Below are 16,145 nucleotides of genomic sequence, written 5' to 3'. Positions count from 1 at the left end.
AAGTTTCAACTGCTCATAATTTGCATCAGCATTAGTTCTTCAATCCCTAACAATTCTTCTGCTAATTCTGGATTCTCTGGAGATTCTGGAACAACTCCCTCAAAAGAAATAGATTCAGCGTTAAGCTTGGATAACCAATTTTGGGCTAAACCAGCAATAAGTTGAGCTTTATCACGAGGATTGATTACATCTCGGGCATTAAAAAAATCTGTTTTACTGCCATTGACATAAGTCCCCAATTTTTTGCCTGTAAATTCCCCTAGTAACATACCATCTACTAGAACAAATAAAGCAATGTTTGGATCTAGAGCTTTCTCCTTATTAGCTACTAAATCAATGCCCAATTTTCGACTATATTTTTCATAGTTGGATTTAAGAGTCAATTGGACATAGCCCCTTCCATAATAGGGAAAGTAAAATTTAGTTTGAAGATGAGCCATTTGTCGAGATCGAGGCTTTAAAAAGAAGGCTTCTTCCACAGGCTTAAAAGAATTAGCGGTTTCATGCTCAACTGTTGCTAAGACATAAGCGATTTGAGAATTAAGGGTTAATCCTCGGCGTTTACATTCGTGGATAATGGCTTTTTGAGTTCCTTGCTTCGTGCTAAAATCATGAACTCCCGGTCCAATGGATTTCTTCAGATTTAACAAAAATTGGGCAGTAGTAGGACCTAAAATATCTCCCCCAGATAGAGCAAAGGCTTCTTTGAAATCTCGTAAGGCTTCCCGTGTAATTTTACCGTAAAGTCCATCTACTGTAAAGTGATAGAAGTTGTTTGCTTTGAGAATTTCTTGAATTTCTCGACAGAGTTGCTCATCAAATGCTAATTGGGAAGTGGCGATATCTTCATAGGATACCTGAAGTTGATTTTTGACGATATCTTTAAGAGTAGTCATGAGTTTTATCCTTAAATAAGTTCCAGTTATGAATTGAACCTCTCTAACAAAAAACAGTATATTTCCTTGACTAAAAAGATAGTTGTTTTTGTTACAATTATTTAATATTTTTAGATAATAAAATTGAACAAAGAAAACTATACTTTCTCGTCTATTGGACTAGGAAAGCTTAAATTTCATAGGCTACTATTAATTAATGGTAAATAGTTATGGCTCTCGTGGGGTTATGGTGATAAAAAAATTTATCAATAATTGTAGGATGGGTTAGACGGCACTAAGCATTAAAACGCAAGGATAAGTGTTCGACCCTTTGTAACCCATATTCCCAGAATTTGTAATATGGACAAACATTTTACACCCAATATTCAAGAGAGCCATAATTAGTTTTGCTTAGGATTATTAACTTGCCCTCTGGTAGCAGTAATAGTATCAGAGACTAAAGCGGGCAAGCCATGAAATAGCTTAGTTCCTGTGGCAATACCCAAGGCTGATAAAACTAAATCTAATTTGTAGAATGTAGCGATTTGCTCAGGTTTTGTTGTCGTCATATTTACCAAAGGTTCTAGAATACGAATCCCTGTAAAACTTGCCATAAAACCAAAGACAAGACTTAAGAGGAGAGCATATTTTTTGGTTAGAGTTATGTACTGGAGTAACTCTTTTTCTTTTGAGATTAATTGTGGTTTTTCTTCTGGAGGGGCAAGATTTTTCAAAAGACTAATCTCTTGTTCTAAAACCTCTTTCTCAGGATTACGCCAAGCGGCAATAAATAACTCTACGCTACGTTCCACCACCGCAACAATAGCAATTGTGCCAATGAAAATTTTATCTAGGGCAATATCTCCCCGCAGAGTTAACGAGGGAAAAATGGCAATATTGGCAAGTAATAGAAAAGCCACCAATCCGATTAGAAACAGCAAAAACCAGAAAGGATTATTCAGCAAAATTTTTTCGATTTTTGTAGCCATGCTATGCAAGGAAACAGAAGATTGAGTCATGAATTTAGCTCCTTTTATGGATAATTTTGAATCTCGAAGAATAAATTAAACAAATTGATCTGTAGCAAGAATTTGAGCCAATTTCTTCTCCCTGTCAGCCACGGTTTCTGTGGTGGGAATATGGTCTAATAAACTGCTATAGAAAAAATAGGCAAAACCAGCAAAATCTCGCTCACGAGTCTCCTGAGTTTGTGCTTGAATTAATTGGAAATTTACCCGTCTATCACTGGGTTTTAAACCAGTGAGAATACCGATGACGGTGGGAATATGTTCTCGTGCTGCTTTTACCTCTAATTTATCGATTTCGCCTTCAAAACTAGGCAAATTTGGACGATAAACTTGTAAGGCCATTTCTTCGATTAATCCCTCCTTTTCCCATGCTTGCCAATCAGCTAAAGCATGATCGATCGAAAATCCTAAAGGATTGGGAGAAATGGAGAGAATACAATCATCTTTTTCCGCTTTAATGGTTTTAAAAATCAATCGCACTAACTGAGTTAACTTCTCCTTGCGCCAATCTTTAAATTTCGCTAATTGGGGATTGCTTAAGGGACTAACTGAACCAGTTTCCTCTTGAAAAAGTTTGATGGTAAAGGAGTCAAACCCCATACTAAAATCAAAATTTTTAGTACCATTAGGCAAGAGTTTTGCGTGATGAATAGCGAAGTGATCATCTAATTGAATACCATCAATTTCATAGTTTTTTACCACTTCACGAATGATACTAATCCAAAAATCTTTAACTTCAGGATGAGCAGGATTTAAGCGGCAATTCCCATCACCATCAACTGTATTTTTCTGTTGATGAGTAAGCATAAACCAATCTGGTTTTTGAGCAACTAAGGGAGCAGCCGGAGGAACCATTAAACCATATTCAAACCAAGCAATAATCCGAAAGTTATACTTTTCTGTCTGGTTAATCTCAATGATTTCTGCTAGTATATCTCTACTGACTAACTCTTTTTCAAGGTTGACTTTTTGGAGTTTTTCTTCATTAGCAGTGAAGATATTATCAGCAATTTGTGATTCAAAAAACACATAGCCTTTATTCCAAACTACTAGATAAAGAGTATTAAAACCTAAATTTTTACGTTTTTCCAACCCAGCTTTTAAGTTATCTTTAGACTTGAGAATATCACTGTCAACATTGGTGATCCAAACTCCTCGTATTTCTTCTACTTGTACATGATCATCAAAGAAAAATCCCGCTTTTCCCACTGAACCTTGTTCTTCGGCTAACTTGACAGAATAATGATTATTTTGGCGAAAATAGGATTTAATTGGTAATTTAGTTCCCGCTTTGATTAAGAATTTTTGCCCACTATTAAGGGTTTCAGAAAAAGCTGTGGAAGACTTGAAAAACGTATCCTGAAGAATATGAATGTGCAGCATATTTTTTACTCTCTCTCAGACAAAGGATAAATGAACCTCAAATCCGCAGCAGCGACAGGTTCGGAAGACAGACAAAAGGCAGCAGAGACAGGGAATAACTCCACGTTCTCAAGCGCACTTAGTTCTGATTAATTCTCAGAATTTGCCCACGGCAAAATATAGTCAATAACCGAACCCAACTATTGCTCAAAAGTTACCGCTACTCAACTGTTTACCTAGCTTGAAAGCAACACTTAAACAGGCAAACCAAGAGCCGATGGTTCCTCCCATTGACGTAATGTCAAGGCAAAAGGGTTTGGGATCAAAGATTGGTTGGTTAGGGAAATAATTGGGGAACAATTTAACTTGCTCTATGATAACCATAGATAAACAAAAAAATACTTAAATGTAACAAAAAAACACATAAGTGGGGAGATGTAATTAAATATCAGACTTATCGAGGTTGAATTAAGCTACTAAACCCACAACTGGCATAGGCGATCAACTACACTAACCTATATTACAAATCATTAAGCCGATTGACAGCCTTTCCGATTAAGATGAAGTGTAACCTAATTTGCTATCGGCGACCGACTCCCCAAAAGCAAAACTTTGTACCTCACCATTAAGATAACTGCTATAAAAACGCGGATATCACCGCCAATAGAGTTCGGTTTTACCGTTATGGGATGGGCATTAATGGGGGTAATATTCTAGGTAAGGAATTTGTATCTAGTCAGTGATGAAGACGATGTTAGAGGGGTCTTTACCGAAATTAAGCGATATTTTCCCGCCGACTGACCATCAGGAACGGGAAACTTTCACCCCCAATGCTTTTTATCCTAATTTATCGGAATGGCTCAAGCGATCGCAACTGAAAGCGGAAAGTGAATGGTTCGCAGCGATCGCCGCTTTAGAAAATATCTTATTACAAAACCCAAATAATGCTGCTGCCAGTGGGGGTTTAATTCTCTCTGGTCCGACGGCTTTAGTCAGAGAAAGCAAGGCTTTAACGGGTTTTAAATTCGGTGTTTTTACCGTTAAAGCTTTAAAACATTTACAATGGCCGGGTTTGCAATTGCCTTCTCAGGAAAAATCCGCCGCCGATATTTCCCCGACGGAGATTCATGAATTGCCGCTCTTGCCAACGGATCCGATTGCTAATGAAAGATTTTGTCTGGTTTTTAGCGAAAGTTTCTCTCTTTTGCTGGTTTTAGGCGAAGATCAGTGGGGTTTGTCCTCTTTTCAATTTTCCTTTGATCCCGTCCTCACTCAGCAAGCTTGGCAGCAGTTGCGGCAAAGATTAGTTAATCTGCGTTATCCGCAAATCGGGACTTTAGAGGCAATTATCGAAGCTAATGGCAGTCCCTCGCCGGATTACCGTCTAGTTAGCCAATTTAGTCGCCAATTACTGCAAAATTTACCCAACCAGCCTAATTTAGACCTGAAAAAAACGAAATCGCCTATCAATGCCGAAATCACTCCCCCAGAGGAAGATAATTCTCATTTAGAATCGGGTTGTGATTTGGAATTATTGCGCGCCTTAACCCACGAAATTCGCACCCCTTTAACCACCATTCGCACCATTACCCGATTATTACTAAAACGGGCAAAAATAACGGAAGATGTCCAGAAATATTTGGAAACAATTGATTTAGAATGTGGTGAACAAATTCAGCGCATGGAATTAATTTTCCGAGCCGCAGAATTGGGTATTAATCCTCTGGGAGATAAACCAATTCAATTAATTCCAATTGCTCTAGAAAAGGTCTTTCAAGATAGTATTCCCCGGTGGCAAAAACAGGCTAAACGGCGCAATGTCAATTTAGAAGTTAATGTACCGAAAAAATTGCCTTCGGTAATTAGCGACCCGAATTTATTGGATCAAATGTTAAATGGAGTCGTGGAAAAATGTACTCGCAGTATGGCTAGTGGTGGTCTGTTGCAAGTAGATATATCAATGGCAGGAAATCAATTAAAAATGCAGTTCCAAACTCAGGTAAAATCGCCTAATCCTACCCTCAAAGCTTTAGGAAAAGTCTTAATGTTTCAACCAGAAACTGGTAGCTTAAGTCTGAATATGAAGGTGACTAAAAACCTTTTTCAAGCTTTGGGAGGTAAATTTATTGTGCGTCAAAAACCCGAAGAAGGTGAGATTTTAACCATTTTCTTGCCCCTAGGACGCAGTAAATAAGTTGAGATTATTCTGAATTTTTCATCTTGGAAAATAGGCAAACTTGCCAAGAGGATGCTATACTAGGGCAACAAATATTATTGATAGTTGCCATGGAAAAAACTGTTTTAATTTTAGGTGGCACCGGTCGCATTGGTCAAAGTGTCGCCCTAGATATTATTAATCATACTGCAGCTAAAATTATTATCACCGGACGAAAGGAAAAAGCGATCAAATTACTGCCAAGAATGCAGTTTTTGGCTTTAGATTTAGAAGAAATAGACAAGCTTAGACAGGCAATTAAAAATAGTGATTTAGTCATTCATTGTGCTGGTCCCTTTCATTATCGCGATGGCAGGGTAGTAAAAATTTGCATTGAAGAAAAAGTCAATTATATTGATGTTAGTGATCATCGTTCTTTTTATCAAAAGTTAATTCCCTATCGAGAATTAGCAATAAAAGCGGGAATAACTGCCGTGGTTAATACGGGAATTTTTCCCGGTATTTCTAATAGTATAGTGCGAGAGGGAGTGGAACAGTTAGATAGGGTAGAAACGATCCGTTTAAATTATGCCGTAGCGGGTTCAGGAGGTGCGGGATTAACCGTAATGCGGACAACTTTTCTCGGCTTAAAAAAGCCTTTTTTAGCCTGGATTGAGGGACAATGGCAAGAGATTAAACCCTATACTGCTAGAGAAGTAATTGACTTTCCCGCTCCTTTAGGTAAAACTGGTGTTTATTGGTTTGATATGCCAGAAACCTATACTTTTGCTGAATCTTTTCAAGTGCAAAATGTGATCACAAAATTTGGTTCTATTCCCGATTTTTATAATCATTTAACTTGGATTACTGCCCATATTTTTCCCGATGCTTGGGTAGAAAGCTCTCGGGGAATTGAATTTTTTTCCCAAGTTAGTTATCGCATGACAGAAGTAACCGATAAATTTTCGGGAATTGGGGTAGCAATGTTAGCAAAAGTGGCAGGATGGCAAGGGCAGCAAAACGCAGTTTATCAAGCAACTATGGTCCACGAAAACACTGCCCAAGCAGCGGGTTGGGGAACTGGGAGCGTGGCAGAATTAATCTTAGCGGCAAAAATCCAAAAACCCGGGATTTATCCCGTGGAACAGGTGTTATCCACAGAACTATTCCATGCTACGATGAAAAAAAGAGGTATTAAACTCGATCGCTCCTGTGAAATTGTGGCTTAGAAGATGAAAAAAATCTGGCGTTACTTAGGGCTGTTTTGTTTAGTTTTGTTACTGACTTTATCCCCCATCTTGATGATAGCAGCCCAGAATAATCCTGCTAAACAAGGACAGGAAACACCCCTGGAAACTTTGGGAGAAGTTTTTCCCGTAATGCTTGATAATCAAGAACTTTTTACTATTCGGCAAGGAATAGGTTCTTTTTCAGCGCAAGAAAGAGCGAAATCGATTACAGCCAGAATTGAAAAAATTGCCGATGACGATGCCCTTTCTCCTGAAGATTTAACCATAAAAATCGATCCTGAAGACAAAAACCCTTCGATTATTTTGGGAGATACGGTTATTGCTACTATTACTTCTAAAGATGCCAAATTACACGCGGTAAGTCAAGAAGTATTGGCCGAACGAGCTTTAGCAAAGATTAAAGCGGCCATTGTCCGTTATCGTCAAGAACGTCAACCGGATAACCTCTTAAAAGATGCAGTTTTGACAGTAAGTGCTACCCTGTCCACGGTCTTAATTTTCTGGACGATGATTTTTATATCTTTGCGGGTTTTTCCCCAGATTCAGAGATTAATCACCTCCCTAGTTCCTGGGGTCGTATTCCAAAATTTTGAGATTATTAGTTCCCAGACAATAGGAATTTTTTCCCTAAGAGTTTTGCAATTTATCCGAACTCTAATTATTTTAACTATTCTCTATTTTTATTTAACTTTTGTCCTTCGTCTTTTTCCCTGGACTAGAAAATTTGGTGATGGTTTTTTGCAATACTTTTTCCGTGCTTTGGAAGTTTTTTCCCAAGAGATAGCAAAATATTTACCCAATATTTTTATTATACTGCTAATTATTTTTATAACTCACTATCTGTTGAGAGCAATTAAACCATTTTTCACGGCATTGTCAAGAGGAACTTTAGTAATTCATGGTTTCTATCCCGATTGGGCAAACCCAACCTATAATTTACTGTCACTGCTGATAATTGCCTTAGCTATAGTCATCGCTTTTCCCTATCTACCCGGATTTAATTCTCCTGCTTTTCAGGGGGTGTCGGTATTTTTAGGGGTGCTATTTTCCTTGGGTTCTACCTCTGCTATCGCTAACGTGGTGGGAGGAATTATCCTCATCTATACTCGCTCTTTTCAACTAGGAGATAAAATTTCTATTGGTGATGTTATTGGAGACGTGATTGAAAAAGGATTATTAGTCACCCGCATTCGCACACCAGCTAATAGAATTATCACGATTCCTAATTCATCGCTGTTAAACACCAATGTGATTAACTTTAGCGTTTCTCAAAGGGAATTCGAACAGCCTTTAATTTTGCAAACCACAGTCACTCTCGGTTATGATTTACCTTGGCGTAAGGTTCACGAAACCCTGAAAGAAGCAGCCTTAGCCACTAAATTTATTGTCTCAGAACCTGCTCCTTTTGTCTTGCAAACCAGTCTCGATGATTTTTATGTCAGCTATCAGCTAAATGCCTACACCGACCATCCTAGCAAAATGGTGTATATTTATTCTGAATTACATCAAAATATTCAGGATAAATGTAACGAAGTCGGTATCGAAATTATGTCTCCTCACTACAAGGCTCTCCGGGATGGCAATCACAGCACTATTCCTGAAAATTATCTGCCGGAAGATTATCAAAGTCCTGCTTTTGGTATTCAGTCAAATCCTCAGAAGTAATAATTTTCCTAATAGCTTCGATCGCTTTTGTCAAGCCCTTTTGAGTTATTGTTGATAATTCTTCACCAAATTCACAATTAATAGCAGGAATAAATATTCCCCAGGCCCTGGGAGTTTGTTGATAAATTGCTTGAGTTAATGCTAATAAAGAAGCGGGACTTTCTGCATGACCCAAATTATTCCATTCGGTAACTGCCGCTAATTTTTCTATCTGAATATCAGTTTGATTAGATAATACCGCATCAACAAAAATAACTAGGGAAGCATCAGCTATATCGGCTGCTAATTCAGGAGTCAATTGATGGGTAGCGATGACTTGCACATTAGTCCAATTCTCTTCGGCGATAATTTCGGCTATTCTCACTCCCACTCCGTCATCATTTCTTAAAGTATTACCGTAACCGATGAGCAGTATTTTAAAATTATTCATGGTTATAGCAGTTATCTTAATGATGAGGTACAAAGTGGAATTAAATATAAGATGAACGTAGGTTGGGTTGAAGCATGAAACCCAACGCCCGCTCATGTTACGCTACCGCTAACCCATCCTACAAATAATTGTGCCTCCCTACTTATAAAAATCTTCGAGATGTTGTTTTAGTTGACGAATTGCCATACTACTATTGCGATTGTCGGCAATTTCTCCACAGAAAGAAACTAAATTTTGTAGGTTAAAGTTAGGAAAATATTGACTTTGATGGCGCAGGATATACTCTTGATTATCTAGCCAATAAATATAGAGATTTTTCTGACGATACAACCAAATTTCAGGCACTTTATAAGGCAGATAATCATCCACATTCGAGTAACTGGTGACATCAATTTCTAATACTAAATCGGGGGGAGGATCATTTACCCAGTCAATTCTGGCTTTCCCTGCTATAGCTGGCCAATGGTCAATATAAAAACTATAATCTGGTTCAATACCACTTGTTTCTGGTAATTCCATGGTTACGGGAGTAAAAGCCTCGTACTCACGCCCCAGATAATCCAATAAGGTGATGATAATATTAGCAATTAAATGGGCATCACGTCCATGCTTGGGAAGTGGAGACATAAGCAAGACTTCTCCATTGTGATATTTGATTTTAGGCCGAGAATTGTCACCCCTTTGCCGAGACAAAGTTTGATAATCTAGCCAAGTGGCAGGTAATCTCACTAAGGACCCCGCCGGTAGCTCGATTTTATCTAGTGAAACTAAAGCAAACATGGTGCAAGGTTTAAGGTAAATAAGGAACTCAAGGATTTAGCATTTATCTTAATGATGAGGTACAAAGTTTTCCTTTTTGGGAGTCAGTGGTCGATACCAAATTAGGTTACACTTCATCTTGACCAGAAACGCTGTAAAATAAGTATAGGATATCTTCGATGCTCTCGATACAAAGCTTAACCTAATCGATAAATTAACTGAGTCTGGTAATATGCTATCGACTAACACAGTTTCCTCTAATATTATTCCCCCTCTCGAAAGTGGTGATAGATTAACCCTTCCCGAATTCGAGCGCCGTTATCAGGCAATGACAAGGGTAAAAAAAGCTGAATTAATCCAAGGAGTTGTTTATATGGCAGCTGCGGTGAGAGCCAAAAACCACGGTAAACCCCACGCTAATATTATCGGTTGGTTAACTGCCTACGAAGTGGCGACACCGGGGGTAGAAACACTGGATAATACTACTGTGCGACTGGATGGGGATAATCAACCACAACCAGATGCTTTATTAAGAATAGAAACCGGTGGACAATCAAGCATTAGTGAAGATGATTATGTAGAAGGCGCGCCAGAATTAATCGTGGAAATTGCCGCTTCTACTGCTTCCTACGATTTACACGAAAAACTCAAAGTTTATCGTCGCCATGGAGTGCAAGAGTATATTATCTGGCGAGTTTATGACGTTCAATTGGATTGGTTTCGCTTAACTGATGGGGAATATTTGCCCCTAGAATCAAATCAAGATAATATCTTTTGCTCCCAAGTCTTCCCTGGATTATGGCTAGATAAAAATGCTTTATTATCGGGGAATTTAGCCGAAGTTTTGGCAAGATTACAGCAAGGAATAGCTAGTGAACAACACCAAAATTTTTGTCAAATTTTGGCTAATAAATAACCCAGATAAACTTGATTTTTCTCTGAGAACTTAGGTTGGGTTGAAGCCTGAAACCCAACGCTAATAAATAACCTAGATAAACTTGATTTTTTTCTTAGTTGCCTAGGGATGGCTCAGAAAGATTAGCTGATTTTTCTTGCCAATCTTGACCGATTTTAATCGTCACATCAGAAGCGAGATTCCCCGTACTTTCCACCAAAACTTCCCCGACACCAAGGCTATTATGCAGGGCAGCAGCCAGGGAATTATCCCCTTTTTGAGCAATAATTTTGGTAGTTTCTAGAATTGGCGATGAAGACTTAGAGACAAAAACATTTTCATAACCAAACGAGCGCAGATATCTGACTAGAGCTTGCACCGCTTCTGGATTATCGATGCTATCTTCCACAGCTATGCGAGTCGGTTGCGTGGTTTCCTCAATGTCAGCTATAAAAGAGCCGTGGTTAAAATGTTGAGCCACTAGCTCTTGAATTTTACTTTGATTGGGCAACCAATAACTGATCCCTTGCCGACCATCACCATTAAAGTCTCCCGGTAGCAGTAGCATTTGCACATCAGCGCGCTGAGTTTTAGAGGCAAAACCGGCTAGAGCGAGTAACTCCTCTAAACTGAGATTAGTATCGATATGAGTGCGGATAACCTCGATAATATCGGGAATTTTCAATAAAGTTGCTGGTTTTAGGGTTTGTTCTACTAAAGACCGCATTAATTGCTGTTGTCGTTGGATACGACCGATATCGCCGTTAGCATCGTAACGAAAACGGGCAAACTGGAGGAATTTCTCGCCGTTGAGGAGTTGTTCCCCTTTTTTCAGGTCAATGTAGAGGTGTTGACTAAAATCTTTGTAGTTCATGTCTTTGGGAACATATACCGTCACCCCCCCCAAAGCATCAATTAATTTTTCCACACCCTGCACATTAATGCGAACATAGCGATCGATAGCGACTCCGTCCAAAAGATGACTAACCGTTTCCGCCGTTAAAGCAGGTCCACCGAGGGCGTTAGCTTCATTGATTTTTTTCTCCCCGTAACCCTCGATATCGGTGCGGGTATCCCGGGGGATGGAAAGCATGGTTAACTTCTGTCTTTGGGGGTCAAAACGCAGTAACAGCATGGTATCGGTTAAACCATCCAAGGAATTAACCGGGGCATGATAACCCAGATCTGGGGTTTGTGCCTCCTTGACATCGGATGTCAACACTTTCGCGCCAACTACCAGAATATTAACGGGGCGGTTAAGGGCGGGAAGTTGCAGATTTTCATAGGATATCGCCTGCTGATTGTTAAAAGCGGCGGCTTCTTGGGGACTAAGAGCAGCTTGTCGCAAAGGTGTGGAGGAGAGAGACACAGCCAACATAGCCCCCGCCGTAGCGGAAACTAGGGCGCAGCCAGTTAAGCCTAGGGCTGTCAGGAACCATTTACCGGACAATCGCCGCTTTTTAACAGGTTTAGCCGCTAATTTGCTTGATTTTCCGCTTTTAAGCCTTGATTTTGTCTTATTAACCACAAATTGCCTCACACGGTCACTAAATATCTCCCTAAAACCATATTTAAAGAGATGAACTATTTTTTTTCTCAGATACCCGGAAAAGATTATTAAACTAATCGGGTTTTCTAGAGAGTTAGCAGATAATATAGCAGAATTTTTCCTTATAGTTCTTCTGCATCGCAATTTTGGAGAAATATCTAGGGTTTGCAGCAAAAAGTTTTTTATGGGAGCGGGAAGCGGGGAAGCGGGGAAGTGGGGTAGTGGGGAGAAGAAAGCTGCCTTTTGCATGAGTGCATGAGTGCATGAGTGCCTCCTATCTCCTCAATGGCTGATTTTTTTGTGCAGAAATAACTTTTGTGGTCGATTAAATAACCAATTGATCAACCAACCGTCGGTTTTTTGCAGACGATAACCGCTACTTGAGTACAGTGACTGGGCCGCTAGATTATTATCGAGAACATGGAGGGAAAGTTCCTCAAAACCCCATTCTCTAGCGATCTGTTCACACTTGAGCAGCAATCTCCGGGCCAGACCGGCACGCCGGCGATCGGGACTAACGGCTAAATTAGAAATATAAGGAATGGGAACGGCTAAAAAAGAACTAGATTTTAAGCCGATTTCCGCCGTAGCGACAATAATTTCCTGAGAACCCGTGGCGGTGACGCTGGTTTGACTGACTACCAGACAGTGATAGTAAGGGGTATCGGCGCGCAATCGTCCCCGTAAGTCCTCGTAAATGCCCAATTTAAAGATAGGACGCAGAAAAGACCAATAATTGGCCGTGGGGAAAAAACTATCGGTGAGAATTTCCGCCAAGCTTTTGAGATCTTGGCTTTGGGCCAAACGCACCTCGACGGTAATGGTGGCATTGTCACCGGTCGCTTCCGAGTCGGAGGGATTAGACAATAGGTATGAGATAAAACAGGAGTCCACTTTAATCACAGGAGTCGGCAGGGAAGGTGGGGATGGCAGTCCTTATCCGGGAAAGGTAAATAGGGGTGGGAGCTAGTTGGGAGAATCAAGCATCTATCTTAAGGAGAATACCGCAATTTTTCAAGACTACTGAATCAAAATCTCATCCATTCTACTGCCTATAGCCCCAGTTGGGGGAAAGACTGCTATTTTTCGGGAATTTTTTTTGATCGCCGGGCAATGGTTAAGATGGGATGATGCTGGTCAGAACTAATCTCTTTCTTTTTGGGTCAATTAACTATATTCTTTAATCTAATCTATCCTCCTATCCCCTCCATGATCAAAGAAATTTCCGCTTATTTGCAAGTGTTCCGCAGTCAAAAAATGGCGGCTTTGTTATTCTTAGGTTTCGCTTCTGGATTGCCCTATTTTCTCACCGGTCGTACCCTGCAAGCTTGGATGACCACCGAAGGAGTTGATCTGAAATCGATCGGTTTATTTAGTTTAGTCGCTCTCCCCTACTCTCTCAAATTTCTGTGGTCTCCCTTACTCGATCGCTATCTTCCCCCCGTGCTTGGTCGTCGTCGCGGTTGGATTTTAATCGCTCAAATTTGTTTAACTTTAGCGATTGGTTTCATGGCTTTGCAACAACCGCAACGATCTTTAGAATTATTGGCAATTAATGCCCTACTGATTGCTTTTTTTAGTGCCAGCCAAGATATTGCCTACGATGCCTATCGCACAGATATTTTAGAAAAATGGGAGATGGGTGCAGGGGTGGCGATCGGGGTTTTAGGTTATCGTTTGGCTTTAATTTTAACCGGTTCGATCGCTTTAATTTTAGCCGATCACTTTCCCTGGACTCTCGTCTATCTTTTCCTAGCTGGACTGATGGCTTTAACGATTATTTGGTCTTTTTTCGCCCCGGCTACTCCCCCTAGGGATGATACTCCTCAAACTCTTTTAGAGGCGGTTTGGTTGCCTTTCCAAGAGTTTTTTCAACGCTATCAAATAGGTCAAGGAATCAGCATTCTCGCCTTTATTGTTCTCTATCGTTTAGGGGATGCTTTAGTTAATAATATGGTGACTCCTTTTCTCTTAACAACTGGTTTCAGTCAAACCGATATTGGGGCGATCCAAGGCGGTATGGGCATGATAGCAACTATGGTGGGAGTTTTATTAGGTGGTTCCCTGTTAAGTCGTTGGGGAATTAATCGATCGCTCTGGATATTTGGTGTCTTGCAAGCTGTTAGTAATTTAGCCTATTTTATTTTAGCAAATTTAGGGCAAAATTATCCTTTTATGGTCTTAGCTATTAATATTGAAAACTTCTGCGGCGGCTTAGTCACTGCCGCTTTTGTGGCTTTTTTAATGAGTCTTTGTAATGCTCGTTTTACCGCTACTCAGTTCGCCCTTTTATCAAGTTTAATGGCCTTTAGTCGCGATATTTTGGTGGCTCCCGCAGGAGTTTTAGCTGAGGCGATCGGTTGGCAGTGGTTCTTTTTAATCACGGTAATTGCCGCTTTACCCGGGTTAGCTTTATTGCCTTTATTTGCCCCTTGGCAAGAGCAGAATTAGGCTAATTTATGAGCTAGGAAATGATAATTTATTCCTCCGATTTCACTCGCATAACTACTAAAGTCATATCGTCGCTACTGTCATTTCCCAACCCAGTAAAAGCGGCAACTTTCCCAAATAAATATTCTAGAATCTGTTCGGGATCGGTGTACTGTTGACAGGCTTCTTTAACTGCCGATAGCCAATTTTTCTGCTCAAATCTTTCCCCTTTCGAGTTAACTGCATCGGTAAAGCCATCGGTATAATAAATCAGCGTATCTCCCGCTTCTAATTGCACTTGGGCATCATCATAGATAGAATCGGCCTCTAAACCAACTAATGTCCCTTCCGTGTCGAGAGGCTCTAACTCTGCCGTTTTGGCCCGCCACCAGAGGGTGGGATAATGGGCAGCATTACTGTAGCCAAGACGGCGCGTCAGGGGATCATACTCGGAATAAAATAATGTCACGAAACGATGAGAATTATCCAGATCGGCATACATAACCCGATTGAGATGACGCAAAATCTGGGCCGGGGAGTGACGATTTAACACTTCCGCTCGCAACATTCCCCGGGTCATGGTCATCAATAATCCTGCTGGGACACCTTTACCCATGACATCACCAATGACTATACTCCAAGGAGCGGTACTAGCTTCCATTTCCGCCTCCCTTGCCGGTTTAAATTGATCGTAGTTGCAGGGGATAAAATCATAATAATCGCCACCAACGCGATTAGCCGTTTTACAGTGGGCTGCCAATTCTACCCCCTGAATTTTCGGACATTGCCGGGGTAAAAGACGATTTTGGATTTCGGAAGCGATTTCTAACTCTCGATCCTGACGTTCCTTGGCCCGTAATTCCAGCGTTAATTCATTATTAGCTATAGCCACCGCCGTTTGATCGGCCACTAGCTGCAACAGTTTACGACGGGTGGGTGTCCAACCATAATCGGGATCGCGACTGAAAACGTATAAACGTCCCCGCTCACTATTTTTTACCAAAACAGGTGTACTATATACCTGCGTACCCTGTCCGAGAGTTTGCCGGATTTTATGGTCGAGACTATCGAGAAGCGATCGACTATTTCTGTTCTCAAGTGCCGGTTCTTGGTTTAATTGTCGGATAATTGCCTCTAATTGTCGGCGTAGTTCCCCATTAATTTGATTATCTTGGCAATGGAGTTGATCGAGCGCCACTTGACCGTTATTTTTGCTCAAAATCAATGCCCCTCCCTCCGCATCTGCCACTCGTGCGGCCATCAAGGGGGTAAGATCGAGGAATTGGTTTAAATTATTGAAACTCCGCAGGGCAAACCCGAGGGAACTTAAGAGATTTTGAACTTTGTTTTGTTCGCGATATAAACTGGCGACTAACTCTTTTAAGGCTAAAATTGGCTTGATATCGGTAGTTTGATCGCCCATATTGACGGTGGCAGTGGTGAGGGTGTCGCTCGGTTCCGGCTCAGAAAGCATAAAATGATTTTTGTGGCGGTGACATGATTATAGCTAGATAGTCATTGGGTGATGACCTGTTTAAGTCTAACAGTATAGTGGATCTTTTCGTGACTGCCACAATTTAACCCTGATGTTTTACTATTTCTGTTTTTTGACGCTCCCCGCTCTAAAGAGACGGGGATTCTTCGTTCATTGAGTCTCCGTTAGCAAGCAGGATTTCTCCAACCAACCAAGAGGGAACCTCTCCCGAAGCGTGTAAAGTTTGCGTGCGCCCCACGCTACTTAATCCCT

At 40.6% G+C, this 16,145-nt stretch carries 13 protein-coding genes and 1 pseudogene; 5 read left to right on the top strand and 9 right to left on the bottom strand.

Features of this window, described 5'->3' with window-relative positions:
* Window positions 1–5 precede the first annotated feature (5 nt).
* From IM319_RS04490 to IM319_RS04480, 3 genes are all read right to left on the bottom strand, one after another.
* Window positions 6–896: a peptidoglycan-binding protein gene (locus IM319_RS04490; protein ID WP_287734781.1), complete on the bottom strand. Its 891-nt coding sequence runs from the start codon at window positions 894–896 to the stop codon at window positions 6–8.
* A 380-nt stretch (window positions 897–1,276) separates the two neighbouring features.
* A complete protein-coding gene (locus IM319_RS04485) occupies window positions 1,277–1,894 on the bottom strand; it encodes a hypothetical protein (protein ID WP_287734780.1) in 618 nt (205 codons plus the stop codon).
* Between the two features lie 45 nt (window positions 1,895–1,939).
* Window positions 1,940–3,286, bottom strand: coding sequence for a glycoside hydrolase family 10 protein (locus IM319_RS04480; protein ID WP_287734779.1), 1,347 nt, complete (start codon window positions 3,284–3,286; stop codon window positions 1,940–1,942).
* A 730-nt stretch (window positions 3,287–4,016) separates the two neighbouring features.
* On the opposite strand from IM319_RS04480, the gene IM319_RS04475 reads away from it, so the two are divergent.
* From IM319_RS04475 to IM319_RS04465, 3 genes are all read left to right on the top strand, one after another.
* Window positions 4,017–5,459, top strand: a complete 1,443-nt coding sequence (locus IM319_RS04475) for a sensor histidine kinase (protein ID WP_287734777.1) — start codon at window positions 4,017–4,019, stop codon at window positions 5,457–5,459.
* 92 nt (window positions 5,460–5,551) lie between these two features.
* Entirely contained in the window at window positions 5,552–6,649 is a 1,098-nt protein-coding gene (locus IM319_RS04470; protein ID WP_287734776.1) for a saccharopine dehydrogenase family protein, read from the top strand.
* 3 nt (window positions 6,650–6,652) lie between these two features.
* Complete coding sequence (locus IM319_RS04465) at window positions 6,653–8,335, top strand: mechanosensitive ion channel family protein (protein ID WP_287734775.1); 1,683 nt, start codon at window positions 6,653–6,655, stop codon at window positions 8,333–8,335.
* On the opposite strand, the gene IM319_RS04460 is transcribed toward IM319_RS04465, so the two are convergent.
* Together IM319_RS04460 and IM319_RS04455 are read right to left on the bottom strand one after the other, a co-directional pair.
* Window positions 8,262–8,765, bottom strand: a complete 504-nt coding sequence (locus IM319_RS04460) for a hydrogenase maturation protease (RefSeq protein ID WP_287734774.1) — start codon at window positions 8,763–8,765, stop codon at window positions 8,262–8,264. The two genes, IM319_RS04465 and IM319_RS04460, sit on opposite strands and share 74 nt — an antisense overlap.
* 138 nt (window positions 8,766–8,903) lie before the next feature.
* Window positions 8,904–9,545 (bottom strand): Uma2 family endonuclease, encoded by a 642-nt coding sequence (locus tag IM319_RS04455; RefSeq protein ID WP_286824909.1) that lies wholly within the window; start codon window positions 9,543–9,545, stop codon window positions 8,904–8,906.
* Window positions 9,546–9,756: 211 nt separating this feature from the next.
* Between IM319_RS04455 and IM319_RS04450 the strand changes: the two genes are divergently transcribed.
* On the top strand, window positions 9,757–10,440 hold the full coding sequence (locus IM319_RS04450) for a Uma2 family endonuclease (RefSeq protein WP_287734773.1): 684 nt from the start codon (window positions 9,757–9,759) through the stop codon (window positions 10,438–10,440).
* Between the two features lie 94 nt (window positions 10,441–10,534).
* Here IM319_RS04450 and IM319_RS04445 read toward each other — a convergent pair whose 3' ends face one another.
* Together IM319_RS04445 and IM319_RS04440 are read right to left on the bottom strand one after the other, a co-directional pair.
* Window positions 10,535–11,947 carry an LCP family protein gene (locus IM319_RS04445; protein WP_287734772.1) on the bottom strand — a complete coding sequence of 471 codons (1,413 nt, stop codon included), beginning with the start codon at window positions 11,945–11,947 and terminating at the stop codon, window positions 10,535–10,537.
* A gap of 303 nt (window positions 11,948–12,250) precedes the next feature.
* Entirely contained in the window at window positions 12,251–12,871 is a 621-nt protein-coding gene (locus IM319_RS04440) for a GNAT family N-acetyltransferase (RefSeq protein ID WP_286824906.1), read from the bottom strand.
* Between the two features lie 306 nt (window positions 12,872–13,177).
* On the opposite strand from IM319_RS04440, the gene IM319_RS04435 reads away from it, so the two are divergent.
* Window positions 13,178–14,419 carry an AmpG family muropeptide MFS transporter gene (locus IM319_RS04435; protein ID WP_287734771.1) on the top strand — a complete coding sequence of 414 codons (1,242 nt, stop codon included), beginning with the start codon at window positions 13,178–13,180 and terminating at the stop codon, window positions 14,417–14,419.
* 28 nt (window positions 14,420–14,447) lie between these two features.
* Here the strand turns inward: IM319_RS04435 and IM319_RS04430 are convergent, their stop codons facing one another.
* Window positions 14,448–15,872, bottom strand: coding sequence for a PP2C family protein-serine/threonine phosphatase (locus IM319_RS04430; protein ID WP_286824904.1), 1,425 nt, complete (start codon window positions 15,870–15,872; stop codon window positions 14,448–14,450).
* A 148-nt stretch (window positions 15,873–16,020) separates the two neighbouring features.
* A pseudogene (locus tag IM319_RS22380) lies at window positions 16,021–16,145 on the bottom strand (RNA-guided endonuclease TnpB family protein); the annotation flags it as partial.

Origin of the sequence: Microcystis sp. M113S1, from assembly GCF_020246945.1 — a bacterium.
Taxonomy (GTDB): Bacteria; Cyanobacteriota; Cyanobacteriia; order Cyanobacteriales; family Microcystaceae; genus Microcystis.
The sequence above is the reverse complement of the archived record's forward strand: the minus strand, read 5'-3'. Positions and strand labels throughout refer to the sequence as shown.

Bases quoted from the DNA above. Each gene is read 5' to 3' on its own strand.
- IM319_RS04435 (WP_287734771.1), top strand. From the start codon at position 13,178: ATGATCAAAGAAATTTCCGCTTATTTGCAAGTGTTCCGCAGTCAAAAA.
- IM319_RS04490 (WP_287734781.1), bottom strand. From the start codon at position 896: ATGACTACTCTTAAAGATATCGTCAAAAATCAACTTCAGGTATCCTAT.
- IM319_RS04430 (WP_286824904.1), bottom strand. From the start codon at position 15,872: ATGCTTTCTGAGCCGGAACCGAGCGACACCCTCACCACTGCCACCGTC.
- IM319_RS04460 (WP_287734774.1), bottom strand. From the start codon at position 8,765: ATGAATAATTTTAAAATACTGCTCATCGGTTACGGTAATACTTTAAGA.
- IM319_RS04480 (WP_287734779.1), bottom strand. From the start codon at position 3,286: ATGCTGCACATTCATATTCTTCAGGATACGTTTTTCAAGTCTTCCACA.
- IM319_RS04465 (WP_287734775.1), top strand. From the start codon at position 6,653: ATGAAAAAAATCTGGCGTTACTTAGGGCTGTTTTGTTTAGTTTTGTTA.
- IM319_RS04485 (WP_287734780.1), bottom strand. From the start codon at position 1,894: ATGACTCAATCTTCTGTTTCCTTGCATAGCATGGCTACAAAAATCGAA.
- IM319_RS04455 (WP_286824909.1), bottom strand. From the start codon at position 9,545: ATGTTTGCTTTAGTTTCACTAGATAAAATCGAGCTACCGGCGGGGTCC.
- IM319_RS04450 (WP_287734773.1), top strand. From the start codon at position 9,757: ATGCTATCGACTAACACAGTTTCCTCTAATATTATTCCCCCTCTCGAA.
- IM319_RS04470 (WP_287734776.1), top strand. From the start codon at position 5,552: ATGGAAAAAACTGTTTTAATTTTAGGTGGCACCGGTCGCATTGGTCAA.
- IM319_RS04475 (WP_287734777.1), top strand. From the start codon at position 4,017: ATGTTAGAGGGGTCTTTACCGAAATTAAGCGATATTTTCCCGCCGACT.